Source organism: Dechloromonas sp. ARDL1, assembly GCF_051122455.1.
Taxonomy (GTDB): domain Bacteria; phylum Pseudomonadota; class Gammaproteobacteria; order Burkholderiales; family Rhodocyclaceae; genus Azonexus.
In genome coordinates this window covers 2,848,268-2,873,285 of the sequence record NZ_CP168939.1, presented here as the reverse complement: position 1 = coordinate 2,873,285, position 25,018 = coordinate 2,848,268, and the positions used below count along the sequence as shown (strand labels likewise).

Genomic DNA, 25,018 nt, shown 5'->3' with positions numbered 1-25,018 from the left:
CCCAAGCGGGTTGGCCGTTTTTCTTTCTGGTGAATTTCTGGTTCTGGCCAGGGCTGGCACGATCCAGCAGGGTCCAGTTCCAGCAAGGCGCGAAGAGGGTTCGATTGTTGACGCTCGTTGAAAACTGACCAGAAAAGTGGGGGTGTGCGCGCTGAAAATTGACCAGGGTGATTAACTCGTCCGCTCATTTTTTGAGCAGGATTTTAGGAGATGATCACCATGAAGGATCTGGGAAGGATTCGGCGGTTGTTTTATCGGGATGGCCTATCGCTGTCCGAGATTTCGCGGAAGACGGGGTATAGCCGGAACACCGTCAAACGTTGGTTACGGACACCGGAAGGGGCGGAGCCGAAGTACGAACGGCAGAACCCGAACATCAAGATTGCCCCGTATGCGGCGCGCCTGATCAAGGCACTGGAGGCGGATGCCCGCCGTCCGAAACGGGATCGGCGCACAGCACTGAAACTGTTTGGCGAATTGCAGGCCGCCGGATTCACCGGTACCTACTGCCGGGTCACCGAATTCATCCGGCGCTGGCGGGCCGATGGCGGTGCAGCCGTCAGTAAAGCCTTCGTTCCGCTCCACTTCGAGTTGGGCGAAGCCTTCCAGTTCGACTGGAGCGAAGAGCATCTGGTCATTGGCGGGGTCTGGCGCAAGATTCTCGCCTCACATCTGAAACTCTGCGCCAGTCGGGCCTTTGTCGTTCAAGCCTATCCGACGCAAGGTCACGAGATGCTGTTCGATGCCCATACCCGCTCGTTTGCGGCGCTGGGTGGCATTCCCCGGCGCGGCATCTACGACAATATGAAGACGGCCGTGGATAAGGTGCAGAAAGGCAAATCCCGCATCGTCAATTCGCGCTTCTCGGCGATGGCCTCCCACTACCTGTTTGATCCGGATTTCTGCAATGTCGCCAGCGGCTGGGAGAAAGGCGTCGTCGAGAAGAACGTCCAGGATAGTCGGCTCCGTCTCTGGCAGGATGCCGGCAAGGAGCGATTCAGTTCATTCACCGAACTGAACGTCTGGCTGCTCGAGCGCTGCCGGGGGCTGTGGCAGGAATTGCGTCATCCCGAGTACGCTGACCTGACAGTGGCCGAGATGCTCGAACACGAACAACCGAGCCTGATGCCGATGGTCGCATCCTTCGATGGCTACGTCGAAACCTTGGGCAAGGTATCGAGCACCTGCCTGGTGACGCTGGATCGCAACCGCTACTCGGTACCGTGCGAACTGGTGGGCCAAGCCGTCAGCCTGCGTCTTTATCCGGAACGGATCGACATTGTGGCGCACGATACTCGGGTGGCCAGTCATCCCCGCAACTTCAGTCGGCAGCAAACCCTCTACGACTGGCAGCACTACATCCCGCTGATCGAACGCAAGCCAGGGGCCTTGAGAAATGGCGCGCCGTTTGCCGACATGCCGGAGCCATTGCAACGATTACGCAGCTTGCTCCTGCGCCGGGAAGGTGGTGATCGGGTGATGGCCAAAGTGCTATCGGCAATTTCGCAGTTTGATCTGGAAGCGGTGCTGGTTGCCGTCGATCTGGTGCTGGAGTCCGGCCTACCCAGTGCCGAGCACATCGAGAACATGCTCAACCGCCTGAAGTCGGGTCCCATGCCGCCACCGGTGGAAACGCCACTCACCCTCAGCGAAGTACCGATTGCCGATACCGGCCGCTATGACCGCTTGCGTACCGAGGTGACTGATCATGCGTGAGCTGATGAGCGAGTTCAAGGAACTGCGTTTGCACGGCATGGCCGGTGCCTGGGAGGAGCTGACAGCCAACGGTAGCAGCCGTGTCGAAGCCTCACGTTGGCTGATCGAACATCTACTGCAAGCCGAGCATACTGATCGAGTGATGCGTTCGATTGGCTATCAGATGCATGCGGCCCGCTTCCCGGTACATCGTGATCTGGCCGGATTCGACTTCGAACAATCGAAGGTGGATCAGAAGCTGATCCGGCAACTGGCCGACCTCTCCTTTGCCGAGGAAGCCCAGAACGTCGTGTTCATTGGTGGCACGGGCACTGGCAAGACCCACCTCGCGACGGCGCTGGGTGTCTCGGGCATTACCCATCACAGCAAGCGGGTGCGTTTCTTCTCGACGGTTGATCTGGTCAATGCGCTGGAACAGGAGAAGGCTGCTGGCAAAGCCGGGCGGATTGCCTTGGGGCTGCTGCGCATGGATCTGGTCATCCTCGATGAGTTGGGCTATTTGCCGTTCAGTCAGGCCGGTGGCGCCTTGCTGTTCCACTTGCTGTCGAAACTCTACGAGCACACCAGTGTGATGATCACGACCAATCTGACCTTCGCCGAATGGCCGAGCGTCTTTGGCGATGCCAAGATGACCACTGCCTTGCTCGACCGGCTGACGCATCACTGCCATATCGTCGAGACCGGGAATGAGTCGTTTCGCTTCCGGCACAGCACGGCAACGGCCAAGTCGAGGATCAAGGCGCGGGAGCAGAGCAAGCGGGGAAATCCACCCGAAGCAGATCCGTTCTGATCGAGGCCGCGTTGGGAAATCCGTTCCGGACTCCGTCCTCCACGGCTTTCCCAACGCATTCGTCGTGGCTCGGAAATCAGTTGTTCTGAGCTACACTTATCCACAAGCCCACCTATGTCAGGTGGCTATCACACCTGGTCAAAATTCAACGCGCACAGGTGGTCAAATTTAAACGCGCGCCGACATTCGATTCCCTTCGCCCGCTCCACATCGAATTCAGGCAGGTCGTTGATCTGCAAGAGAAAAAGCCAACCGAGACCGGTTGGCTTTTTTGTTGTCTGGTCGATATCTGGTCAGAGCTGGGTAGAGCGTTATCGATCTAAATCCAGCAGAGTCTAACTGGCGGCTCGTCGGCCAAATCGGTCATTCATTGATGTTGTTGGCAATGTCGGCTTTAAGCAAAATTCCGGACATGACTTCTCTATACCACCCCAGATTTTCGCCACAAAGCTGGGGTTTGCCCAACGTGAGTCTTAAAAATTTTCACGAAGAAACTGACATTCTCATATCCGACCTCATAGGCGATTGCCTTGATGGATAAGTCAGTTGCCAGGAGTAGTTTTTTTGCTTTGTCGATCCGGACTTTTTGCAAGTAAACGTTAGGCGAAAGACGCGTGGCCAAACGAAAGCGACGTTTGAGTGTTCGTTCAGTCATGCCCACCTCGCGCCCCATGCTTTCGATGGTGAGATCTAGGGCGTAATTGGCCTCAATCCACTCTTGCACTTTCAGGATGGCATCGTCGCAGTGGTTAGTAAGCGTCCTTTCATGGCCGTCTGGCGAATAGTTTGAAACAGAGAGAAAGTGGTGCCCGCCAAACAAAGTAGCGGGGATCATTTTGGAGACAGCAGAGGTTGTTAGCGGCGGACGGCGTGGCCGGCCGAATTATCCGCTTGAATTCAAGCGCCGATTGGCCGTGGAAGCTTGCGAGCCCGGGGTGTCGGTGGCGAAGCTAGCGCTGCGGTACGGGCTGAACACGAACATGGTGTTCAAGTGGCGGCGGCAATATCGGGCGGGGCAGTTCGAGATACAGGGCGACTCCAAGGCCGTTGGGATACAGCCTCAGCCCCTGTTCCTGCCCGTAATTGCAGAACCGGCGGGCGACACAAAGGCCACCAAGGCGACGATCACCGCGGCGGCGGGATATATCGAGATCGTCCGGGGCCAGACCAGCGTTCGTGTGTGTGGCGATGTCACGGCCTCGGCACTGCATCTGGTACTGGATTGCCTGGCGTCCAGGGAATGATCGGACTGCCGGTAGGAACGCAGATCTGGCTGGCGGCCGGCGTGACTGATATGCGCCGTGGCTTTGATGGACTGGCTGCCATTGCCCAGGAGCAATTGGCGGCAGACCCATTCAGCGGTCACGTCTTCGTGTTTCGTGGCCGGCGCGGCGACCTCGTCAAACTGCTCTGGTGGGATGGCGATGGTCTGTGCCTGTTTGCCAAGCGGCTCGAACGCGGGCGCTTCATCTGGCCGAATGCCACCGATGGGCGAGTTCATCTGAGCAAAGCCCAACTTGCCATGCTCCTGGAAGGGATCGACTGGCGGCGTCCTGCGCGTACCTGGCAGCCCGAGCGGGCGGCGTAAAGCCGGCCTGCGGGGGCTGTTCACTGCCCCTGAATTCCCGTAGACTTCGGTCATGCCCAAGCCAGACCAATCCTCTACCAGCCAGGCTTCCTGCGAAGTCGATAAGCTGCGCCAGCAGGTTGAAAGGCTGCTTGAGGAGAACGCCCGTCTGAAGCTGCTCGTCGCCAAGTATCGTCGCCTGCACTTTGGCCAGAAATCGGAAACGCTGGCGCAATTGGGGCAACTCGATCTTGGGCTGGCGTTCGAGCCACTGCCGCTCACGCCGGCTTCGCCGATATCGTCCGCGCCGGATAAACCGGCCGACACGCCGCGAATCAGGAACCGCAAGCCCTTCCCGGAAACAGCGCCCCGCGAAACGGTGACGCATATGCCGACGGCAGAGTGCTGTCCGGATTGTGGCGGGCAATTTACGCACCTCGGTGAGGACGTTTCGGAAATGCTCGAGTACGTGCCAGCCAGTTTCAAAGTGATTCGCCATGTGCGGCCGAAACTGGCCTGCACCCGGTGTGATCACATTGCCCAAGCGGCGGCCCCCGCCCGTCCGATTCCCCGCGGCTTTGCCGGTCCTGCCCTGTTGGCTCACGTGCTGGTCGGTAAGTTCTGCGATCACTTGCCGCTGTATCGGCAAAGCGCCATTTATGCACGCAGCGGTCTGGACCTGGACAGGGCACTCCTGGCCGAATGGGTTGGACATTGCCATGACTTGCTCTCGCCGCTGGTGGATGCGATCCGGCGTTATGTCCTGGGCGGCAGCAAGGTACATGCCGATGACACACCGTTACCAGTGCTCGCGCCGGGCAAGGGGCGAACCAAGACCGCAAGGCTGTGGACGTATGTGCGGGATGATCGCCCAGCGGGAAGTGGCGATCCGCCAGCAGTCTGGTTTGCCTACTCGGAAGATCGCAAGGGACAACATCCCCGTGATCATCTGAAATCCTTCCGCGGCATCCTGCAAGCCGATGCTTATAGCGGGTTCGATGCCTTGTACGAGATTGGCAAGATTCAGGAAGCCGCCTGCTGGGCGCACGTCCGGCGCAAATTCGTCGATGTCTATCGGGCCCAGGCTTCGCCCATCGCGGCCGAGGCCATTGCCCAGATTGCCGAGCTGTATGCCGTCGAAAGTCAAATCCGTGGCCGATCGCCCGGTGAGCGGCAGGTCATTCGTCAAGTGCAAGCCTATCCCTTGCTCAAGATCATGCATGCCTGGCTCGACGCTCAGCGCCAGCGGATATCACGCAAATCCGGCCTTGCCGATGCAATCAGCTATGCGCTCAATCACTGGTCTGCGTTGATCCGCTATGCCGCAGATGGCCGAATCGAGATCGATAACAATGCGGCAGAGCGTGCATTACGCGGAGTCGCTTTGGGGCGAAAGAACTACCTGTTCGGCGGCTCGGATGTCGGCGGCGAGCGCGCAGCCAGCATGTATTGCCTGATCGGTAGCGCGAAACTCAATGGGATTGATCCCGAGGCTTACTTGCGGACAGTCCTGACCCGGATTGCCGAGCATCCGATCAATCGGATTCATGAGCTACTCCCGTGGAATCTTTACCCCGATCACGCCACCGTTGAACAGAAAGCTGCCTGAAATGAGTAACGTCATTGCGCTGAAGAAGCCCAGAGCCAAGAAGATTCCCGATCTGCTGCAACTGAAGATTGAGCTGGCCTGGATCAAGCCGACCATCTGGCGGCGCATCCTGGTGCCGGAGTCGATCACGCTGGGCAATCTACATCAGGTCCTGCAAGTCACCTTCGGCTGGTGCGATTACCACTTGCACGAGTTCGACTTTGGTGGCAAGCGCTTCGGCATTCCCGACCCCGAATTCGATTGGGAGCCAGTTCGCCCGGAGACACGAGTCCAGCTCAAAACCGCCTTGGGCGGCATGAGTTCGTTCAAGTACATCTACGACTTCGGCGATCACTGGGAACACCGGGTCAAGGTCGAGAAGAAATTGCCAGGCGATCCCGAATTGAGCCACCGTGCCATGCTCCTGAAAGCCGCGAATGCCACACCTCCGGAAGATGTCGGTGGCGCGCCCGGTTACGCAGACTTCGTGGCAGCCATGACCGACCCCAACCATCCCGAGCACCAGTCGATGTCCGAATGGCACGGCGATGCCTTCGATCCCGCATTCGTGGACGTCGTCGCCATTAGCCTCGCTTTACACGACCTGAAAATCTGATTTCAAGACGGCTTCGGGACGACGCTTACAGTGGTTACGATGGCCTGGCAGGATGGGATTGATTGTTTCTGGGGCAGAAACCAGAAGATGGGTGGCGCATAACTGTGCGAACGGATCTCCCAAGTCTTGCGCCAGTATTTCCAGTAATGCATCAAAGCCCCCGGTGAGTGATCCGGTGCTCCAGACATTATCAGCTTGAAGGCAAGAGGGATGAGCCACAAACTGAGATGTAGGGTAGCGCTTTTTCAACGGCCGAATAAAGGCCCAATGAGTGGCCATCAGTACTGAGTCGCAAAGACCTGTTGCGGCTAAAAAGCACGCCCCGGTAGTGAAAGATAGCAGGCGAGCGCCGGTGTGTTTTTGCGCACGTAGCCAAGCTACTAAACGCTCATCTGGCTCAAAGCCTTCGGACAGTCGAATTCCCTCGATAGCTGGAATAACCACGAGATCATAGTTCCCTGGACGGAATAGATCTCGGTCAGGGATAAGCAGGTGACCACTGGCGGAGCGCACGTCTTTCCCATCGATACTGACTACTTCGACGTGATAGCTCTGCTCACGTGCTTGGTGTTTTTCCAGCAACCCCACGATTCGAAAAAAATCGGTCACGGAAAAAACACTCATACCCCAACAACCGTCATAGATAAGAACGGCAATATTTTTCTTCATTTCAATTTGGCCCGATCAGACTATAAATTAGCCTTTATAGCTCTCCTCTGGAGTTCGCTCGAAGAATACTATGCCTGTCATCGGAAGATCTATTAGCAACACATAAATGTTAGCTTCGATCAGGCCAACTAATAGAAACTTTTACTTTGAAATGCTGAATGCAGAGGAGTTAGGAATTTGAACTTGCTTCACGAAATTGGCCCACATCTAACTGGTTTGGAACAACTCAAAGCAATGTTGGATACGGATCGTCGGGCCGGCCTAGGAGAAACGCTCGATATTCGTCTCGTCGAGGCAGAAGATGGCCGGGTGGTATGCGAAGCGACACCAGACGTTCATCTCTACAACCCCCTAGGAACCGTTCATGGTGGATTTACGGCAACTATGCTCGATTTCGCATGCGGGTACGCAGTGTTATCGAAGATGGTGCCAGGACAAAGCTTCTCAACACTGGAGATCAAGGTCGCATATCACCGGGCCATGACCAAGGAAACGGGGCTCGTCCGGGCGGAAGGCAAGATCATTACTTTCGGTCGGCGTGCAGCGTATTCCGAAGCTCGTTTGACTGACTTGGAAGGGAAACTCTACGCTTCTGCCACATCCAGCCTGATCGTTTTACCCTCGTAAGTTTCCATACCCACGACCAAAAAGAGGACATTCAAAATGTCAGAGCAGATTGCTTCAACTATTACCTCATCTGATGTGTGGCTGGATCATCCGCTCGGACAGCTCTTCGCTCGCATCTGGGTACCTTCCAGTCTCCCAAATTACCTTGCGCATAAATCACCTATCGTGCTCTTCCATGATTCGCTCGGATGCGTAGAGCTATGGCGTGACTTCCCGTTATTGCTTAGCGCAACGACCGGGCGCAGGGTGATTGCCTACGACCGACTCGGCTTCGGCCGTTCGGCACCTCGACTAGATACTTTGGGGATGAACTTCATCGCCGATGAGGCAGAGACTTATTTTTCGATTGTTCGGGAACAACTTGATGTCCAGAAATTTATCGCGTTAGGCCACAGTGTGGGTGGCGGCATGGCCGTGAACTGCGCTGCCCGATTTCCTGGCGCCTGTGAGGCGCTGGTCACTATCGCTGCACAGTTCTTTCCTGAAGATAGAACCCTTGAGGGTATCTTGGCGGCGAAAGAGTTATTCAAGGATGAAAAGCAGGTTGAACGCCTCAAGAAGTACCATGGTGATAAAGCAAGCTGGATTCTCAATGCCTGGATCGAGACATGGCTAGCACCTGAGTTTGCATCATGGTCACTTGCGACTGTCCTTCCTCTCGTAAGCTGTCCAGCGCTTGCCATACACGGTCTCCATGATGAGTATGGGTCCGACGTCCCCCCGGAATTGAGTAGCGCCTGACTTTAGAGTCCAATCCACCACGACAAGGAGATTGGACATGAAGAAGCGATTCACTGAAGAACAGATCATTGGCTTCCTGCGGGAAGCTGAATCGGGGATGCCGGTTGCCGAGTTGTGCCGTAAGCACGCTTTCTCGGAAGCCAGCTACTACCTCTGGCGCAGCAAGTTTGGCGGGATGAGCGTCTCGGACGCGAAGCGCCTAAAGGAGCTGGAAGCAGAGAACACCCGGCTGAAGAAACTGTTAGCCGAGTCGCTCTTGGAGAATGAGATCGCGAAAGAGGCCCTGAGAAAAAAGTGGTGAGCGCACCGTCACGGCGTGATCTGGTGCGCTACCTGATCGACAAGGGGCTCAGCGAGCGGAGGTCACTGCGTTTAATCGGCATGAGTCCGAGTTCATTCCGTTACCGGCCGGCGACGGATCGCAATGCTGTCTTGAAAGAGAAGATCATCGGACTCGCTCAACGTCATCGGCGCTACGGGGCCGGGATGATCTACCTAAAGCTGCGGCAGGCCGGCATGGTGGTGAATCACAAGCGTGTGGATCGACTCTACGCCGAGGCCGGTCTGCAAGTCAGAAGGCGAAAGCGCAAAAAGATTCCGATGGCTGACCGTCATCCTCTGGAACGCCCGCTGGCCGCCAATCAGGTCTGGTCGATGGATTTCGTGTTCGACCGGACGGCGGAAGGGCGAGTCATCAAGAGCCTGACCATCGTCGATGACGCCACGCATGAAGCGGTAGCAATTGTTCCGGAGCGAGCGATGGGCGGCATGCAACTCACGCGAACCCTCGATCAGTTGGCCAAAATACGCGGGCTGCCCAAGGCGATCAGAACGGATAACGGCAAGGAATTCTGTTGAATCGCCCCGGGTTTCGTAGAGGCTCCGAGGTTTAAGTGCAGGCGGTCGTTGCCTGCACAAGGGATTGTGAATAGTACCGTTCCTCCGCCTCGGCGGGCGGGATGTTTCCGATGGGCTCGAGGAGTCGAGTGTGATTGAACCAAGTCACCCAAGTCAGGGTGGCCAGCTCCAGGGACTCGATGGTTTTCCAGGGGCCCCGGTGATAAACCAATTCGGCTTTGTAGAGGCCGTTGATGGTTTCAGCCAGGGCATTATCGTAAGAGTCGCCTTTGCTGCCGACAGAGGGCTCGATGCCTGCTTCGGCCAGCCGCTCGGTGTAGCGGATGGAAACGTACTGGCTTCCCCTGTCTGAGTGATGAATCAGTGCCCCGTCACGCTTGGGCTGTCGGTCATACAGCGCCTGCTCAAGCGCATCGAGGACAAAATCGGTACGCATTGACCTGCTGACACGCCAGCCGACGATACGACGAGCGAAGACATCAATCACAAAGGCGACATAGACAAATCCCTGCCAAGTAGAGACATACGTAAAATCAGAGACCCACAGTTGGTTCGGGCGCTCGGCCTTGAACTGGCGATTCACCCGATCCAGCGGGCAAGGCGTACGGGTGTCGCTGAAGGTCGTTTGCATGATCTTGCCGCGCCTGACGCCTTCCAGGCCAAGATGCTTCATCAGCCGTTCGACCGTGCAACGCGCCACGGGCGTTCCCTCACGGAGCAATTGCCGCCAAACCTTGCGGACACCATAGACTTGGAAATTGGCCTGCCAAACCCGTTGAATCTGAGGAATCAGCAATTCATCCCGTTGCGCCCTGGCGCTCCGCAGGGAAGGATTGCGTTGCCGGGCAGCGTGACGCCAATAGCCAGACGGGGCAACCTGCAATAGCTTGCAGAGCGGCTCGACCCCATATGTCTCCCGGTGCCGGTCAATAAATGTCCTCACTTCTTCTTGAGGCGGTCGAGTGTTGACGCTCGTTGAAAACTGACCAGAAAAGTGGGGGTGTGCGCGCTGAAAATTGACCAGGGTGATTAACTCGTCCGCTCATTTTTTGAGCAGGATTTTAGGAGATGATCACCATGAAGGATCTGGGAAGGATTCGGCGGTTGTTTTATCGGGATGGCCTATCGCTGTCCGAGATTTCGCGGAAGACGGGGTATAGCCGGAACACCGTCAAACGTTGGTTACGGACACCGGAAGGGGCGGAGCCGAAGTACGAACGGCAGAACCCGAACATCAAGATTGCCCCGTATGCGGCGCGCCTGATCAAGGCACTGGAGGCGGATGCCCGCCGTCCGAAACGGGATCGGCGCACAGCACTGAAACTGTTTGGCGAATTGCAGGCCGCCGGATTCACCGGTACCTACTGCCGGGTCACCGAATTCATCCGGCGCTGGCGGGCCGATGGCGGTGCAGCCGTCAGTAAAGCCTTCGTTCCGCTCCACTTCGAGTTGGGCGAAGCCTTCCAGTTCGACTGGAGCGAAGAGCATCTGGTCATTGGCGGGGTCTGGCGCAAGATTCTCGCCTCACATCTGAAACTCTGCGCCAGTCGGGCCTTTGTCGTTCAAGCCTATCCGACGCAAGGTCACGAGATGCTGTTCGATGCCCATACCCGCTCGTTTGCGGCGCTGGGTGGCATTCCCCGGCGCGGCATCTACGACAATATGAAGACGGCCGTGGATAAGGTGCAGAAAGGCAAATCCCGCATCGTCAATTCGCGCTTCTCGGCGATGGCCTCCCACTACCTGTTTGATCCGGATTTCTGCAATGTCGCCAGCGGCTGGGAGAAAGGCGTCGTCGAGAAGAACGTCCAGGATAGTCGGCTCCGTCTCTGGCAGGATGCCGGCAAGGAGCGATTCAGTTCATTCACCGAACTGAACGTCTGGCTGCTCGAGCGCTGCCGGGGGCTGTGGCAGGAATTGCGTCATCCCGAGTACGCTGACCTGACAGTGGCCGAGATGCTCGAACACGAACAACCGAGCCTGATGCCGATGGTCGCATCCTTCGATGGCTACGTCGAAACCTTGGGCAAGGTATCGAGCACCTGCCTGGTGACGCTGGATCGCAACCGCTACTCGGTACCGTGCGAACTGGTGGGCCAAGCCGTCAGCCTGCGTCTTTATCCGGAACGGATCGACATTGTGGCGCACGATACTCGGGTGGCCAGTCATCCCCGCAACTTCAGTCGGCAGCAAACCCTCTACGACTGGCAGCACTACATCCCGCTGATCGAACGCAAGCCAGGGGCCTTGAGAAATGGCGCGCCGTTTGCCGACATGCCGGAGCCATTGCAACGATTACGCAGCTTGCTCCTGCGCCGGGAAGGTGGTGATCGGGTGATGGCCAAAGTGCTATCGGCAATTTCGCAGTTTGATCTGGAAGCGGTGCTGGTTGCCGTCGATCTGGTGCTGGAGTCCGGCCTACCCAGTGCCGAGCACATCGAGAACATGCTCAACCGCCTGAAGTCGGGTCCCATGCCGCCACCGGTGGAAACGCCACTCACCCTCAGCGAAGTACCGATTGCCGATACCGGCCGCTATGACCGCTTGCGTACCGAGGTGACTGATCATGCGTGAGCTGATGAGCGAGTTCAAGGAACTGCGTTTGCACGGCATGGCCGGTGCCTGGGAGGAGCTGACAGCCAACGGTAGCAGCCGTGTCGAAGCCTCACGTTGGCTGATCGAACATCTACTGCAAGCCGAGCATACTGATCGAGTGATGCGTTCGATTGGCTATCAGATGCATGCGGCCCGCTTCCCGGTACATCGTGATCTGGCCGGATTCGACTTCGAACAATCGAAGGTGGATCAGAAGCTGATCCGGCAACTGGCCGACCTCTCCTTTGCCGAGGAAGCCCAGAACGTCGTGTTCATTGGTGGCACGGGCACTGGCAAGACCCACCTCGCGACGGCGCTGGGTGTCTCGGGCATTACCCATCACAGCAAGCGGGTGCGTTTCTTCTCGACGGTTGATCTGGTCAATGCGCTGGAACAGGAGAAGGCTGCTGGCAAAGCCGGGCGGATTGCCTTGGGGCTGCTGCGCATGGATCTGGTCATCCTCGATGAGTTGGGCTATTTGCCGTTCAGTCAGGCCGGTGGCGCCTTGCTGTTCCACTTGCTGTCGAAACTCTACGAGCACACCAGTGTGATGATCACGACCAATCTGACCTTCGCCGAATGGCCGAGCGTCTTTGGCGATGCCAAGATGACCACTGCCTTGCTCGACCGGCTGACGCATCACTGCCATATCGTCGAGACCGGGAATGAGTCGTTTCGCTTCCGGCACAGCACGGCAACGGCCAAGTCGAGGATCAAGGCGCGGGAGCAGAGCAAGCGGGGAAATCCACCCGAAGCAGATCCGTTCTGATCGAGGCCGCGTTGGGAAATCCGTTCCGGACTCCGTCCTCCACGGCTTTCCCAACGCATTCGTCGTGGCTCGGAAATCAGTTGTTCTGAGCTACACTTATCCACAAGCCCACCTATGTCAGGTGGCTATCACACCTGGTCAAAATTCAACGCGCACAGGTGGTCAAATTTAAACGCGCGCCGACAGTCCTCGACGGCCATGTCCGCGAACTCGGGGCCGATCCAGTGGGTATAGCGGCTGTGATCGGTATGCAGGGTTTTCTTACCCCGGCTCTGACATTGGACGACGTAGTGATCCCAGTACAGTTGCTTGAACAGCATGGGACTGGTTTTGGGATGACGCGGATTTTGCCCTTGAGCAGCGAGCACACGGTTTGCGTGGTGCTTCTGCCTGGCCTGGTCAATCGAGATCAGACCAAGTTCGCCTATCCAGTCACGGTAAGGGCGACGTAGATAGGCATATCGTGAATAGAACACGATGCGGCCCGTGCCATAAATCATGGCCTGCAGACCGGGGTCGGTTTTTGAGGTGAACTGGACTTGCTCGAGTCCCTGCTCACACACCCGCTCGGCCTCTTGACGCAGGCGGGCAACCGTAAAAGGAATGATCGTTTCAAAGGAATACTTGCGCGGTTTCATGACAACTCCGCTTGGACTTGAAATACGGACTTACGCTGACGCGTAAGCCCTACCTGGGCCAAGCAAGCGATGCTCTGCGAGCACCGCCTGCTTGGCGGGCGATGGCGGTAACGACGGGTAATCGTGTTTATGGCGGTCACGGCATCAGCCCTCAAAAAAGAACGGCTTGACCGATAGCCCTGGAAAGCGCCGGGTCAGTTTCTTCCACATAGCTTCGGTGCGCGGCGTGCGTGGGACAACGCCCTCAACCAGTGCTCCTTTGCTGGCGTTCTTGACATCGAACTCGCTGGTGTCACAGCCGCAAGCGCTCACCAGCTTGGCGAGCTCGGCATTCGACAAGGTCCGCTGCAGCCCCCATTTCTCTCGGACATAGGCCCGCAAGAAGACACGCTGCAAAATGCCGGGGCTACCGTCCTTGGTTACCTGCAAGCCGTGGCCTTTCTTCGCCCGGCGAGTCAAGGTCAAGGCGCGGTGTGACAGGTAGAAATCCTGCCAATCGACCCAGTCGTCGAGGTTTTTCAGACAGCGCCGCTCACGCCACGCATCGAAGAGGTTGCGGGCGAGTTCCGCTTCCATCAGGTTCGGCCATGGCACCGTGTCAAAGGCCAGATGCTCGCCGCCGGGGTATTTCACCATCTGGGGATTGATCGGCCGGCGCTTGAAGTCGAATTCGAGATTCATCGTTGTCAGCCTTTCCAGGCGTACGACATCGCGGCCATGCACCATCTGGTCGCGAATGGACACAAAGGGCCGGGTCATCGTTTTCTGGCCAGGCTCGCGGTTGACGTAGAGCTGAACCATGTAATCGTTACGATCCTGGACCGACTCCGGCGGTGAGATTGAGCCTTTGGCGAGCAGGGTGCCGTACTTCGCTTCGGTGACCGTATCGATCATCAGCGTTGCGACCGCCCTGGTACGCATTGGCAAAACCTGGATGGCAGCATGTTTGACCTTGAGCATCTGGGTCATGCTTCCACCCGCCGGCAGAGGTCCAGATAGCGCTGACAGAGCGTGCCGGACAGGTCGATTTCGTCCTCGCGGGCATTAGTCAGAAAACCATCGGTCGTGACTGAGGCCACCACGCGGTGCGCCGGAATGCGGTGCAGAAGTTCGCCGATGACCGCCCGGACGAATCCGGTGACATGTGCGGCGATGGCTGCGTTGGTTAGGGCCGACGGGCCGATCTTGCGGCTTTCCAGCGTGGCCAACTCGAAGGCTTTGCGGTCGCGAAGACTTTGGGCTGTTTTGCCATAAACCGAATTGCCCAGCAATTTGGCATATTCTTCGAAGACTGGATCATGTGCGTAGCCCTTGCGCAGTGCCCGAATCTTGCGGACGAAGGGCTCGAAGATGCGGATATCGTCGGGGTCATCCTCCCAAAGCCAGATGACGCCTCGCCGGATCGTGATCGTGCAACCCTGACTGACCGCAAGGGCGATCTCCGGAGCGGTTGCATAGGTCTGCCCGGCGAGACAGTAAATCAGCCCGCGCTCCTCGGATCGAACCGCCAGCCCGGGAAAACGGACTGGCTTTTCGTAACTGAAATCGATCCAGGCAACGCCCAGGACGTCGCCGAGGAAATCCTTGAGGCGACGGGTCTCAAATGACTGGCTGAAGGCGATTCGGCGCACCGAAACCATGCCGGTCGTGTAGGCACCGACCAGATCGACGTCGATCCACTGATCAAGGTCGCTGGGGCCACACTGAAAGCATTCGTTGCGGCCACCATGAAAACCTTCGATGGCGAAATGCTCGTGGAAGGCACGCTCACCACCGACGACCATCCGTTGACGAGTACGGCGCCGGCCAGTTGATACATCCCACTCGATGACGTCCTTTTCGTGGACGTCAAAGAGCGCGGTATAGTCCAGCCCGGCTTCTTCCATCGATTGGAGGCAGTAGGTCACCGCCAGCGCACCGGATGAAACACGCGGGTCATCGACACCGACCACCTCTTTGGCGAAAGCAATGATGCGCAGCCAGTACAGCAAGGTGATCTCGGCATCGCGGATGCCGTAGTGCCTAAAATAGTCGAAATGGTCGCGTTTTACGGCACTCATGCACGACTTCTTGTAGCCGGGCAGGTCCTTCTCGAGTTCGAGCTTCTTGATACCCAGGGACTCGCCAAGGTTAGCCAGCGCCGCGCGCGGCGGGGCATGCAAGGCAATATCAACGAAGCGGGTCGAGATGATGAAGCAGGCTTCGCCTTGCTGGATGCTCACCGCCGGCGGGGTCATCATGCGTTTAACGTCTTTGAGTTTGTGGACGATCTCGAAGTCGATGTCGCCCGTCGCCGTTGCGACCTTGCCACCGACATTGGTCAGGCGGCGCTTATAGACAGGCAGGTCAGCGGTGACAGCCAGGTCACTACGCAAACTGAAGCCGGCCAGTTCCAATGCCTTCGGAGCAGCGATGAGGCAGCCGGTGGCGAGGGCCAGTCGAACGACTTCGCCGAGCATTTCGGCGAGGGTGAGACGGTCATCGACGGCCGGCGAGTTCGGGTAGCAGATGACGGCGAGATCGCCGCCGATGCCGCTAAAATAAAACTGGTAGGAATCGACACCAAGGACGCTGTCCGTGATCGGCGTCCATTCGGCATCATATGCGCCGTAAAAAGTATCGCCCGTGCCGAGCAGTGGGTGGCCAGGGTCGGGGCGACCAATCCGGGCTATGGCCTCGGCGATGTGATTCTCGGCCAGAGCGTCTAGGACTTCGTCATCAGCGAGCTGATCGAGCGCTCGGGGGTGCTTGCCTTCGGCCTCGATCAGGCAATAATCGATCGCAAAGGGCTTGTCTGTTTGGGATTCGGTACGGATGAATTCCAAGATGGATCTCCTCGGGGCTGAAGACCCCGATGCCCTGGCGGGCATCGGGGGCACGGGTCATCGCTTACGCGGTGACGCCGCGGATCAGCTTTTCCCAATCGGGCTGTTTGAAGCCCTTGCCAGCGTCGAGGCAATCCATGATGGCCTCGGCAACACGCTGCTGAGCGAGCGGATCAGGGGTTTCCACCTTGCCAAGCAGGTTGCCGTTGCTATCATGACAGGCGACGCCGCTTTCAACGGTGGTGACGTTTGCGATTACCCAAGTGCGGCACCCGCCACCATTCGGGAATCGGAGGATACAAATAGCCATTGGCTGTTCTCCTTATGGCGGAACAAGCTCCGCCGAGCCGTCCTTCGGAGAAATTTGAAGAACGGACGTCACGATATAGACGCTGTATCTTCGATTGGGAAACTGCCAAACTTGCCAAAAAGTTTGACAGCTACTTGAGCGGCAATGGAACTGTGCTAGACAGCCCAACCCCTGACATCGACAATCTCAATCTTGAAGCAGACGCAGATCGCGTTCTGAATCCCATTTGGCGCGATCCGTTTTTGGCCTTCATGGATATGTCGCATCTACCGCCAGAACGGCTTCTCGTCTGGGCTCGGGCGGCACTAGCGGCCTATCCTGCGGACCCTACCCAGGTTGATCGCCGTTATCCGCCAACTCTGGAAATAATTAGCCATTGGCTATCCAAGATGCATTCCCTGGAAGAACGCCAAAACCGCCGTATGCGGATTGCGGCGATGGAAGAGGTCGACGCCATGGTTTGTTGTATCGCCACAGCACCGATTATTTGCGACTCGGGAGATAAGGAAATCCTGATTGGGACCCTGATTATCGGGTTCGAGCGTAGAAGTGAAACTCTGGTTCACCACATCATTCGACATGCAGTAAATGCGGCGGATGTATTGCTTATCGCCCAGAAGTTGGTGGCGATGGCCTCAAAAAGGATTAAAGCAGTCTCTTTGGATACAGCACGCTATCTGGTGTTGCCGATTTCGACCGCTAGAAGTGATTGGGGCGATGAATTGCGCCAGTTTTTCAGGAAAAATCGGCGAGATGATGCGGGTAAGCCCCCAAATCTGAACCTGCCATCGGGTTTTACTATGATTGATCAGTCCCAAGTGGTTGAGGTCAACCTTCAGGGGCGACGTTTTAGGACCCGCCATGATCTGTGGTTACCAATTGACTACGCAGTTAGCTGTCCTCTGCCCGATATCTACTGCAACGACGATCAGGGTGACAATCAATTGCATGATCTTCTGGCCAAGGCTTCACGCGGAATTCGTCAGGCGATGAAAAAGACAGAGGGAGCAGGAAATTCGTTACCTACCTGGCAGGGGCTTAGCCGCGCACGCAGATAAGGTAATGTCTAGCTAGGGAGGCGCGCATTGGAGAAATCGTTCGCGGTAAAAGCGAAATTTCTACGCTGAGTTTTCTCCCGGATAGCACCCCGTAAACGATGGAAACCGCCTGTGCGAGCGGCGTTTTTTGGGAAGTGCTGGCCGAGTAACTTCTTTGTTATACCCCCATGGGTAGCATTACCCTATTGCCACAGTTGCAGACGTTGATGGCATTCAGTTGGAGGTAAGCGGGCACCATGCTCAAGCATGGCTCGCAGTGCTTCAGCCGCCCGGGTTGGCGCAATGATGGCGTGAGCGACAAGCTGGTCCAGTAGCCAGAGTACGCCGAATACCTGAATACCATCCTTGGTCGCTTGTTTGCGTAGCTTGCCATCGCCCGTAAGCAATGGGTGTGGTATTTCTTACGAAGATCAAGTTCCCGAACGGCCGCAGCCTCACCAGGAGCATCCGCAGGTACAAAATTTCACTGGCGCACCCTGCTTCTTTGTGAAATGCACCTTGATTTCGATTCCCTCCGGCGCCCTGGCCGCCATGGAGGAACAGCGGTACGAGCACCGTGACGCCCAATAACGAACATGAAGTGGGAGAGCCTGTTTCAATCGCTGCCTGCGCGTAAGGCGTTCTTGCCAGATCGCGTTGCAAGCCGGCTTCTGGTCACGCTCTGGTCACCGCTAGGTCAAACCCAAAGCAACTGCGTCTAATCGGGCCGTGAGATTTTAGAACTCCGCTCGTTCTACCGGGCTGGATAGGCTTGGAAGCATTGGGCATAAGGGAGCATTTTCTTGCTTCGCCAATCTCGAGTTTTAAGTTTTCATAACCCATAGGTCGGCAGTTCGATTCTGCCCATCACCACCAAAGATTCAACGAGTTAGGGCCAGCTTATGCTGGCCCTAGTCGTTTCTGCGACGACAAGGCGCTGATCGGTTGAATTTCCGCACTCCCTTGCGATGTGCGTGGGCCGGTGCGAATACCGCCTGGCGGTTGTCAAACCTATCAGACGCCTCTTCCGTTGCCTTGGCCGCGTGCCAAGCTGTTTTGATGCCTCAGGCGACGATTTTCACCGGCTCGGGCCGCCGGAGGGTTTGCTACCGTAAGGGGCTGTTTTCGGGTAACCGGCTAGGTCGAGCAGGTTGTGGTAGGCGCCGGCTTCAATGCCGCGAAATTTCTGACTTCCCACCTTGATGGAGGGCACGAAGAGATCGCCGACCAGCTGCTTCAGCTCTTCGGCTTCTTCGGGCTTCTGGATCATTTTTTCCGTGAACGGGACGCCTCGGGCATTCAGCAGATCGCGCGCCTGCTTGCATTCGCTGATGCAGTCGGCGGTGGTGAATAGCGTCACCGGGAAGGCTTCCATCGCCTTCCTGGTGGCAAAGGGCAGGCTGTCGCCCGGTTCGTCTGCGGTGCCCGTCTTGGTCACCGCCTTGGCCCTGCCCGGTGGCGGCGAGTCCGAAATGATGGTCTTGCCGCCTTCTATCCATTTGTAGGTTTCGGCCATGGCCGCCGGGCCTGCCAGAAGCAGGCACAGTGTCAGCAGGTAACGCATTATCGTTCTCTCCCCGTGAACCGCTCAGGCTGCAATCATACCGCTATGGCGCAGCAGCGCGTCGGGGCTCGGTTCACGGCCACGGAAAGCCTTGAAGTTTTCCAGCGCCGGGCGGGAGCCGCCCTTGGAGAGGATTTCGTCGAGATAGCGCTTGCCGACGGTGGCATCGAACGGGCTGCCAGCTTCCTCAAAGGCGGCGTAGCAATCGGCCGACAGGACTTCGGCCCACTTGTAGCTGTAGTAGCCGGCCGCGTAGCCGCCGCCGAAGATGTGCGAGAAGCTGTTCGGGAAGCGATGCCAGGCGGGCGGGGTCAGCACGGCGACTTCCTGGCGGACTTCGTCGATCAGATCCATCACCGATTTCGCACCCTTCGGGTCGAATTCGCAGTGCAGGCGCATGTCGAAGATCGAGAATTCGAGCTGGCGCACGGTCATCATGCCGCTCTGGAAGTTCTTGGCGGCCAGCATCTTGTCGTACAGCGCGCGCGGCAGCGGTTCTCCGGTGTCGACGTGGGCTGTCATGTCCTGCAGGACTTCCCATTCCCAGCAGTAGTTTTCCATGAACTGCGACGGCAGCTCGACGGCATCCCATTCGACCCCGTGGATGCCGGAAACGCCCAGTTCCTCGCCGCGCGTCAGCAGGTGGTGCAGGCCGTGGCCGGCTTCATGGAACAGGGTAATGACTTCATCGTGGGTGAAGGTGGCGGGTTTGCCGCCGACCGGGCGGGCGAAGTTGCAGTTCAGGTAGGCGATGGGCTTCTGGATGCCGTTGGCAGTGCGCTTGCGCGAGCGGGCCTCGTCCATCCAGGCGCCGCCACGCTTGGTCTCGCGGGCGTAGAGGTCCATGTAGAACTGGCCGACCAGATCGCCGGCCAGCGTCTCGATGCGGTAGAAGCGCACGTCCTCGTGCCACACCGGTGCCTTGTCTTCCTTGACCTTGACGGTAAACAGGCTCTCGATGACCTTGAACAGGCCGGCGACAACCTTGGGCTCGGTGAAGTACTGCTTCACCTCCTGGGCGGAGAAGGCGTAGCGCGCCTGTTGCAGCTTTTCGGAGACGAAGGCGGCATCCCACGGCTGGAAGTCGGCAATGCCCAGCTCGTCCTTGGCGAAGGCGAGCAATTCGGCCATGTCCTTCTCGGCGAAGGGCTTGGCTTTCTTGGCCATGTCACGCAGGAAGGCGAGCACCTGTTGCGGCGTGTCGGCCATCTTGGGCAGCAGCGAGACCTCGGCGAAACTCTTGAAGCCCAACATTTGGGCATCTTCGGCGCGCAGTTCGAGGATGCGCTGCATCAGTGGGCCGTTGTCCCATTCCGGCTTGGAGTAGCCGTTGTCGATCTCGGCGGCGCGCGTGGCGTAGGCGCGGTACATGCGCTGGCGCAGTTCGCGGTTCTCGGCGTATTGCATGACCGGGCCGTAGGACGGTGCGTGCAGCGTGAATTTCCAGCCATCGACACCGGCCTTCTCGGCGACTTCACGGGCCGCGTCCTTGGCGTAGCCGGGCAGGCCGGCCAGCACGGCTTCGTCGGTGACCACCTCGGCGAAGGCGTTGGTGGCATCCAGCAGGTTTTCGGAGAACTTGGCGGCCAGTTGCGAAAGCTCTTCCATGATTGCCTGGTAGCGCGGCTTCTGGTCTTCCGGCAACTCGGCGCCGCTAAGGCGGAAATCGCGAATCTCGTTGTCGATGATCTTTCGACGTTCGGCGCTCAGCGTGGCGTATTCCGGGCTTGCCTTGAGGGCGCGGTACTTGTCGAACAACTTCAGATTCTGGCCGAGTTCGGTATAGAAGCGCGACACCTCGGGCAGCATCTCGTTATACGCTTCGCGCCAGGCCGGCACGTCATTGACCGAGTGCAGGTGGCCGACAATGCCCCAGGCGCGGCCGAAGCCCTCCAGGCCGTCCGAGAGCGCACCGGCAAAATCGGCCCAGGTGACCGGGGAGGCATCGCCAGTGAGTTTGTCGATCAGTGCGCGGCCGTCGGCGAGCAGGGACTCGATGGCCGGCTTGACGTGTTCCGGCTGGATCAGGTCGAAGCGGGGCAGGTCGGTGAAGTCGAGCAGCGGATTGTTGGCTTGGGTCATGGTCGTCGGGGCAATAAAAAACGGGCGGTCTGCGCCGCCCGTGGATTGGCGTTCGGCAGGCTATTCTACAAGGTCGCGATAGGCGTGCCACGTGGCATGGCCGAGAATCGGCATGATCACCACAAGCCCGAAGAGCAGGGTGGCGAAACCGATCAGGGTCAGGGTTACCAGCAGGGCAGCCCACAGCAGCAGCGGAACAGTATTGGTCAGGAAGGCGCGCAGGCTGGTTATCGTGGCGGTCGGCATGTCGGCGCCGTGGTCGAGCATCATCGGCACCGTCACCACCGAGATCATGAACACGCACAGGGCAAGCACGCCGCCTAGCGCGAACCAGGTGCCGATGAAGGCGTTATGTTCGCCACTCAGCAGCAGGCTGACGATGAATGAACGGGCGTCGATGCCGGTCGAACTGCCGAGCAGGGCAAAGGCAATGGCCGAAAAACGCTCCCACATCAGGCCGATCAGCGCCAGGAGCAGTCCGTAGAAGGCGAGCGATTCGCCGTTGTGGCGGAAGCATTGCAGGGTGTCGATGAAGAGGGGGCTTTTCCCGGCTTCATGTTGCCGGCTCATCTCGTTCAGCCCGGCGGCGAGCAGCGGTGCGACGAGGAAAAAGCCGGAAACCGACACCGTGAGCAGATGCGGCCGGTTCAGCGTGGCGAGAATGATCAGGTCGCCGCACAGCGCGAACAACAGACCGTAGGCCAGCGAAGGCAGCGGATTGGCCGCGAGGTCGTGCCACCCGGACTTGAGCCAGGCGAAGGGCTGGGCCATGCCGACGCGCCGGATGTGGGGCAAAGGCAGCTGGTGCGCATGGAAGTCGGAAACAGGTTTCATCGCGGCCTCCCTCCTCGATTGGGGTTATGGGTGTTGGACCGGTGGGAGGGGGCAGGGTTCCGTTGATGAACGACTGCAAACGGCCAGAAGCGGACACTTGGTTAGCCATTCCCAAAGCAGACATCGCTTTGCGACAGTTGTCCGGCATATTGAAGTTGTTATACTGACAACCAATATTCCAAGTGACTGAAAATAATGGGGTTAAAACAACAAATCCAGCGTCGGCAATATCAATTGTTATACGGGCCTCTGTGTCCGTATAAACACTGTTAGAACTACGACCACAGTTGTCCATACCGCACTCAAATAAGTGATGAACCACAATGGCAAAGCCACGCATCTTCATTAGCTCAACGTATTACGACCTCAAACATATCAGAGCTGACCTTGAGCGATTCGTTCTTGAGCAAGGATACGAGCCGATACTTAATGAGAAAGGGAACATCCCTTATGGCTCAGAAAAGCGACTGGAAGAGTACTGCTACAAGGAAATCGACCTATGCGACATTTTGGTTTCCATCATTGGTGGTCGCTTTGGCACCGAGTCACGAGACCAGAATTACTCGATTTCAAACTTGGAGTTAAAGACGGCTATTGAAAAGGGGCGGCAAGTCTACATTTTTGTCGAGAAAAGCGTACTTGCTGAGTATCGGACATATGAGATAAACAAGGGCAAAGCTGAAGTCCGCTACGCGGCTGTCGATGATGTACGCGTCTACAAATTTCTCGAGGAAATATTCGCGCTCCCACTAAATAACCAAGTTAAGGCTTTCGAAACGGTGCACGAAGCCATTAGTTATTTGAAAGAGCAATGGTCCGGTCTATTCCAACGGCTATTGAGCGAAAGCGCCCGGCAAAAAGAAGTAAATTTGATCGAAAACCTAAATACGACGGCAAAAACTCTTAAGCAATTAGTCGAGTATCTCGCGGCTGAAAAAGCTCGCGGGAACAAAGCGATTGAAGAAATATTGTTCAGTAACCATCCAGCGTTTGACGATATCCGTAAGAAGACAAAGATAGCCCATCGAGTAATTTTTCAAAACGTTAACGAGCTAGCAGGCTGCTGAAATACCGCCCTGCAACTGCAGACGGTGGCATGGAACGGAGTCGTTTTTCGTAAGGCGAAGCGGATTTTCGGTCGTTCGCACGTGTTTTACAGGGATTCCGAGGTGTTTTCCTATCATATTGCCCCCAGCGGACGGATTGCTCCCAAGGAGCGCATGCGCGTCAGGTTGTAGGCGGCCATGGTCAGCACGAACAACTGATCGACCTTCTCCAGTCCGCGCACCATCACCTGGCGTATCGGCCCAATGAACTTGGCCCAGCCGAATCCCTGTTCGATGAGTTTGCGCTTTTGCTGGGAGATCGCGTAACCGTCACTGCCGGCAATGTCGTCCGGCACGGCAGAACGGCGATGGCTGGTGTTCTGCGCCACATGGGGAATGACATTCAGTTCGATGAGTGCCGCAATGAATTCCTGGGCATCGTAGCCCTTGTCCGCGCCGAGGGTGATTTCAGCCGTTTCGCCGGCGACTTGGCGGGCATCGGCGATCAGGGCCTTGGCAACTTCCCGCTCGGCATAGCCATCGGCCGTGGTCACGACCGCACTGGCAATGAGTCCGTGGCGGTTGTCGCTCAAGGTGTGTCCCATGTAGCGCAACTCACTGGCGGTATTGCCCTTGCGGTACAGTCGGGCATCCGGGTCGGTACGTGAGGCGTGGGTGTCATTGCTGCGTGACTGGCCCTTGAAATTGCCGCCGCCTTCATCATCTCCGCCGTCCTTGCGCAGGAAACTCTTGTGTCCCGCCCAAGCCTGGATGAGCGTGCCGTCGACACTGAAATGTTCGCCTGATAGCCAGTTCTGCTTCTCGGCAATGGCCAGTACCGCATTGATGAATCGCCCCGGGAATTGAGGAGGCTCCATTACCTGAGAGAATGGAGCCATGATGAGCAAATCAAACAGATATTCCCCTGAAGTCAGAGAACGTGCGGTGAGGCTGGTACAAGAAGCCCGCAAAGAACATCCGTCGCAATGGGCAGCCATTGAATCGATAGCGCCGAAGATTGGTTGCGCAGCCCAGACGTTGCATGACTGGGTCAAGCGACATGAAGTGGATACGGGCCGGCGCGATGGGATAACCACCGATGAGCGTGAGCGTATGAAAGCCTTGGAGCGGGAGAACAAGGAGCTCCGTCAGGCCAACGAAATTCTGCGGCTAGCCAGTGCGTTTTTCGCGCAGGCGGAGCTCGACCGCCTCAAGAAGAAGTGAGGACATTTATTGACCGGCACCGGGAGACATATGGGGTCGAGCCGCTCTGCAAGCTATTGCAGGTTGCCCCGTCTGGCTATTGGCGTCACGCTGCCCGGCAACGCAATCCTTCCCTGCGGAGCGCCAGGGCGCAACGGGATGAATTGCTGATTCCTCAGATTCAACGGGTTTGGCAGGCCAATTTCCAAGTCTATGGTGTCCGCAAGGTTTGGCGGCAATTGCTCCGTGAGGGAACGCCCGTGGCGCGTTGCACGGTCGAACGGCTGATGAAGCATCTTGGCCTGGAAGGCGTCAGGCGCGGCAAGATCATGCAAACGACCTTCAGCGACACCCGTACGCCTTGCCCGCTGGATCGGGTGAATCGCCAGTTCAAGGCCGAGCGCCCGAACCAACTGTGGGTCTCTGATTTTACGTATGTCTCTACTTGGCAGGGATTTGTCTATGTCGCCTTTGTGATTGATGTCTTCGCTCGTCGTATCGTCGGCTGGCGTGTCAGCAGGTCAATGCGTACCGATTTTGTCCTCGATGCGCTTGAGCAGGCGCTGTATGACCGACAGCCCAAGCGTGACGGGGCACTGATTCATCACTCAGACAGGGGAAGCCAGTACGTTTCCATCCGCTACACCGAGCGGCTGGCCGAAGCAGGCATCGAGCCCTCTGTCGGCAGCAAAGGCGACTCTTACGATAATGCCCTGGCTGAAACCATCAACGGCCTCTACAAAGCCGAATTGGTTTATCACCGGGGCCCCTGGAAAACCATCGAGTCCCTGGAGCTGGCCACCCTGACTTGGGTGACTTGGTTCAATCACACTCGACTCCTCGAGCCCATCGGAAACATCCCGCCCGCCGAGGCGGAGGAACGGTACTATTCACAATCCCTTGTGCAGGCAACGACCGCCTGCACTTAAACCTCGGAGCCTCT

At 57.6% G+C, this 25,018-nt stretch carries 22 protein-coding genes, 1 tRNA gene, 3 pseudogenes and 2 other annotated features; of the genes and pseudogenes, 15 read left to right on the top strand and 11 right to left on the bottom strand.

Features of this window, described 5'->3' with window-relative positions:
• Positions 1-219 precede the first annotated feature (219 nt).
• On the top strand, positions 220-1,716 hold the full coding sequence (gene istA / locus AB6Q56_RS14160) for an IS21 family transposase (protein WP_434517118.1): 1,497 nt from the start codon (positions 220-222) through the stop codon (positions 1,714-1,716).
• Complete coding sequence (gene istB, locus AB6Q56_RS14155; protein ID WP_434517117.1) at positions 1,706-2,506, top strand: IS21-like element helper ATPase IstB; 801 nt, start codon at positions 1,706-1,708, stop codon at positions 2,504-2,506. The genes istA (AB6Q56_RS14160) and istB (AB6Q56_RS14155) overlap by 11 nt, the downstream gene beginning before the upstream one ends.
• 421 nt (positions 2,507-2,927) lie before the next feature.
• Here istB (AB6Q56_RS14155) and AB6Q56_RS14150 read toward each other — a convergent pair whose 3' ends face one another.
• Complete coding sequence (locus tag AB6Q56_RS14150) at positions 2,928-3,341, bottom strand: helix-turn-helix domain-containing protein (RefSeq protein WP_434513755.1); 414 nt, start codon at positions 3,339-3,341, stop codon at positions 2,928-2,930.
• A gap of 79 nt (positions 3,342-3,420) precedes the next feature.
• Here AB6Q56_RS14150 and AB6Q56_RS14145 point away from each other — a divergent pair, with 79 nt between their 5' ends.
• Genes AB6Q56_RS14145 through AB6Q56_RS14130 form a run of 4 tightly spaced genes read left to right on the top strand, consistent with a single transcriptional unit; the run spans position 3,421 to position 6,277 of the window.
• Positions 3,421-3,750: a transposase gene (locus tag AB6Q56_RS14145; protein WP_434517123.1), complete on the top strand. Its 330-nt coding sequence runs from the start codon at positions 3,421-3,423 to the stop codon at positions 3,748-3,750.
• A complete protein-coding gene (gene tnpB / locus AB6Q56_RS14140) occupies positions 3,747-4,094 on the top strand; it encodes an IS66 family insertion sequence element accessory protein TnpB (RefSeq protein ID WP_434513754.1) in 348 nt (115 codons plus the stop codon). Before AB6Q56_RS14145 ends, tnpB begins: the two co-directional genes overlap by 4 nt.
• Before the next feature lie 52 nt (positions 4,095-4,146).
• A complete protein-coding gene (gene tnpC / locus AB6Q56_RS14135; RefSeq protein WP_434513753.1) occupies positions 4,147-5,682 on the top strand; it encodes an IS66 family transposase in 1,536 nt (511 codons plus the stop codon).
• A 1-nt stretch (position 5,683) separates the two neighbouring features.
• Entirely contained in the window at positions 5,684-6,277 is a 594-nt protein-coding gene (locus AB6Q56_RS14130) for a plasmid pRiA4b ORF-3 family protein (RefSeq protein ID WP_434513752.1), read from the top strand.
• On the opposite strand, the gene AB6Q56_RS14125 is transcribed toward AB6Q56_RS14130, so the two are convergent.
• Positions 6,257-6,946 carry a DJ-1/PfpI family protein gene (locus AB6Q56_RS14125; protein WP_434513751.1) on the bottom strand — a complete coding sequence of 230 codons (690 nt, stop codon included), beginning with the start codon at positions 6,944-6,946 and terminating at the stop codon, positions 6,257-6,259. The two genes, AB6Q56_RS14130 and AB6Q56_RS14125, sit on opposite strands and share 21 nt — an antisense overlap.
• A 183-nt stretch (positions 6,947-7,129) precedes the next feature.
• Between AB6Q56_RS14125 and AB6Q56_RS14120 the strand changes: the two genes are divergently transcribed.
• The 3 genes and pseudogenes from AB6Q56_RS14120 to AB6Q56_RS14110 form a co-directional block, all read left to right on the top strand.
• Positions 7,130-7,573: a PaaI family thioesterase gene (locus tag AB6Q56_RS14120; RefSeq protein WP_434513750.1), complete on the top strand. Its 444-nt coding sequence runs from the start codon at positions 7,130-7,132 to the stop codon at positions 7,571-7,573.
• A gap of 36 nt (positions 7,574-7,609) precedes the next feature.
• Complete coding sequence (locus AB6Q56_RS14115; RefSeq protein ID WP_434513749.1) at positions 7,610-8,314, top strand: alpha/beta fold hydrolase; 705 nt, start codon at positions 7,610-7,612, stop codon at positions 8,312-8,314.
• 37 nt (positions 8,315-8,351) lie between these two features.
• Positions 8,352-9,169, top strand: a pseudogene (locus tag AB6Q56_RS14110) (IS3 family transposase); the annotation flags it as partial.
• Between the two features lie 34 nt (positions 9,170-9,203).
• Here AB6Q56_RS14110 and AB6Q56_RS14105 read toward each other — a convergent pair.
• Positions 9,204-10,133 (bottom strand): annotated as a pseudogene (locus AB6Q56_RS14105) (IS3 family transposase); the annotation flags it as partial.
• Positions 10,041-10,160, bottom strand: a sequence feature (AL1L pseudoknot). Its footprint overlaps the pseudogene before it by 93 nt.
• Positions 10,161-10,249: 89 nt before the next feature.
• Between AB6Q56_RS14105 and istA (AB6Q56_RS14100) the strand changes: the two are divergent.
• Both istA (AB6Q56_RS14100) and istB (AB6Q56_RS14095) read left to right on the top strand, forming a co-directional pair.
• Entirely contained in the window at positions 10,250-11,746 is a 1,497-nt protein-coding gene (gene istA / locus AB6Q56_RS14100; RefSeq protein WP_434517118.1) for an IS21 family transposase, read from the top strand.
• Positions 11,736-12,536, top strand: coding sequence for an IS21-like element helper ATPase IstB (istB, locus tag AB6Q56_RS14095; RefSeq protein ID WP_434517117.1), 801 nt, complete (start codon positions 11,736-11,738; stop codon positions 12,534-12,536). The genes istA (AB6Q56_RS14100) and istB (AB6Q56_RS14095) overlap by 11 nt, the downstream gene beginning before the upstream one ends.
• Before the next feature lie 128 nt (positions 12,537-12,664).
• Here istB (AB6Q56_RS14095) and AB6Q56_RS14090 read toward each other — a convergent pair whose 3' ends face one another.
• The 4 genes from AB6Q56_RS14090 to AB6Q56_RS14075 all read right to left on the bottom strand — a co-directional run bounded on the left by AB6Q56_RS14090 (position 12,665) and on the right by AB6Q56_RS14075 (position 16,309).
• Positions 12,665-13,174: an Arm DNA-binding domain-containing protein gene (locus AB6Q56_RS14090; protein WP_434513748.1), complete on the bottom strand. Its 510-nt coding sequence runs from the start codon at positions 13,172-13,174 to the stop codon at positions 12,665-12,667.
• A 144-nt stretch (positions 13,175-13,318) separates the two neighbouring features.
• Entirely contained in the window at positions 13,319-14,143 is an 825-nt protein-coding gene (locus tag AB6Q56_RS14085) for a hypothetical protein (RefSeq protein ID WP_434513747.1), read from the bottom strand.
• Positions 14,140-15,999, bottom strand: a complete 1,860-nt coding sequence (locus AB6Q56_RS14080; RefSeq protein WP_434513746.1) for a hypothetical protein — start codon at positions 15,997-15,999, stop codon at positions 14,140-14,142. Before AB6Q56_RS14080 ends, AB6Q56_RS14085 begins: the two co-directional genes overlap by 4 nt.
• Before the next feature lie 64 nt (positions 16,000-16,063).
• Positions 16,064-16,309, bottom strand: coding sequence for a hypothetical protein (locus tag AB6Q56_RS14075; RefSeq protein WP_434513745.1), 246 nt, complete (start codon positions 16,307-16,309; stop codon positions 16,064-16,066).
• On the opposite strand from AB6Q56_RS14075, the gene AB6Q56_RS14070 reads away from it, so the two are divergent.
• Complete coding sequence (locus AB6Q56_RS14070; RefSeq protein ID WP_434513744.1) at positions 16,309-17,367, top strand: hypothetical protein; 1,059 nt, start codon at positions 16,309-16,311, stop codon at positions 17,365-17,367. The two genes, AB6Q56_RS14075 and AB6Q56_RS14070, sit on opposite strands and share 1 nt — an antisense overlap.
• 739 nt (positions 17,368-18,106) lie before the next feature.
• A tRNA-OTHER gene (locus AB6Q56_RS14065) sits at positions 18,107-18,222 on the top strand.
• Positions 18,223-18,424: 202 nt separating this feature from the next.
• Here AB6Q56_RS14065 and AB6Q56_RS14060 read toward each other — a convergent pair.
• From AB6Q56_RS14060 to AB6Q56_RS14050, 3 genes are read right to left on the bottom strand one after another with little or no spacing between them, the layout of a single operon-like run.
• The gene (locus AB6Q56_RS14060) at positions 18,425-18,910 is read right to left on the bottom strand and encodes a glutaredoxin family protein (RefSeq protein ID WP_434513743.1); all 486 of its coding nucleotides are present in this window, start codon (positions 18,908-18,910) and stop codon (positions 18,425-18,427) included.
• 24 nt (positions 18,911-18,934) lie between these two features.
• The gene (locus tag AB6Q56_RS14055; RefSeq protein ID WP_434513742.1) at positions 18,935-20,992 is read right to left on the bottom strand and encodes a M3 family metallopeptidase; all 2,058 of its coding nucleotides are present in this window, start codon (positions 20,990-20,992) and stop codon (positions 18,935-18,937) included.
• A gap of 60 nt (positions 20,993-21,052) precedes the next feature.
• Positions 21,053-21,826: a DUF2189 domain-containing protein gene (locus AB6Q56_RS14050; RefSeq protein ID WP_434513741.1), complete on the bottom strand. Its 774-nt coding sequence runs from the start codon at positions 21,824-21,826 to the stop codon at positions 21,053-21,055.
• A 323-nt stretch (positions 21,827-22,149) separates the two neighbouring features.
• On the opposite strand from AB6Q56_RS14050, the gene AB6Q56_RS14045 reads away from it, so the two are divergent.
• Positions 22,150-22,893 (top strand): DUF4062 domain-containing protein, encoded by a 744-nt coding sequence (locus AB6Q56_RS14045; RefSeq protein ID WP_434513740.1) that lies wholly within the window; start codon positions 22,150-22,152, stop codon positions 22,891-22,893.
• Positions 22,894-23,006: 113 nt separating this feature from the next.
• Here AB6Q56_RS14045 and AB6Q56_RS14040 read toward each other — a convergent pair.
• Positions 23,007-23,723, bottom strand: a pseudogene (locus AB6Q56_RS14040) (IS5 family transposase); the annotation flags it as partial.
• 49 nt (positions 23,724-23,772) lie between these two features.
• Here AB6Q56_RS14040 and AB6Q56_RS14035 point away from each other — a divergent pair.
• Positions 23,773-25,004 (top strand): IS3 family transposase gene (locus AB6Q56_RS14035; RefSeq protein WP_434517128.1). Its coding sequence is split into 2 segments (ribosomal slippage): positions 23,773-24,061 and positions 24,061-25,004, totalling 1,233 coding nucleotides; the frame shifts between segments, so codons are not numbered across the junction.
• Positions 24,051-24,167: a sequence feature (AL1L pseudoknot), on the top strand. (Overlaps the previous gene by 117 nt.)
• Positions 25,005-25,018: the final 14 nt, after the last annotated feature.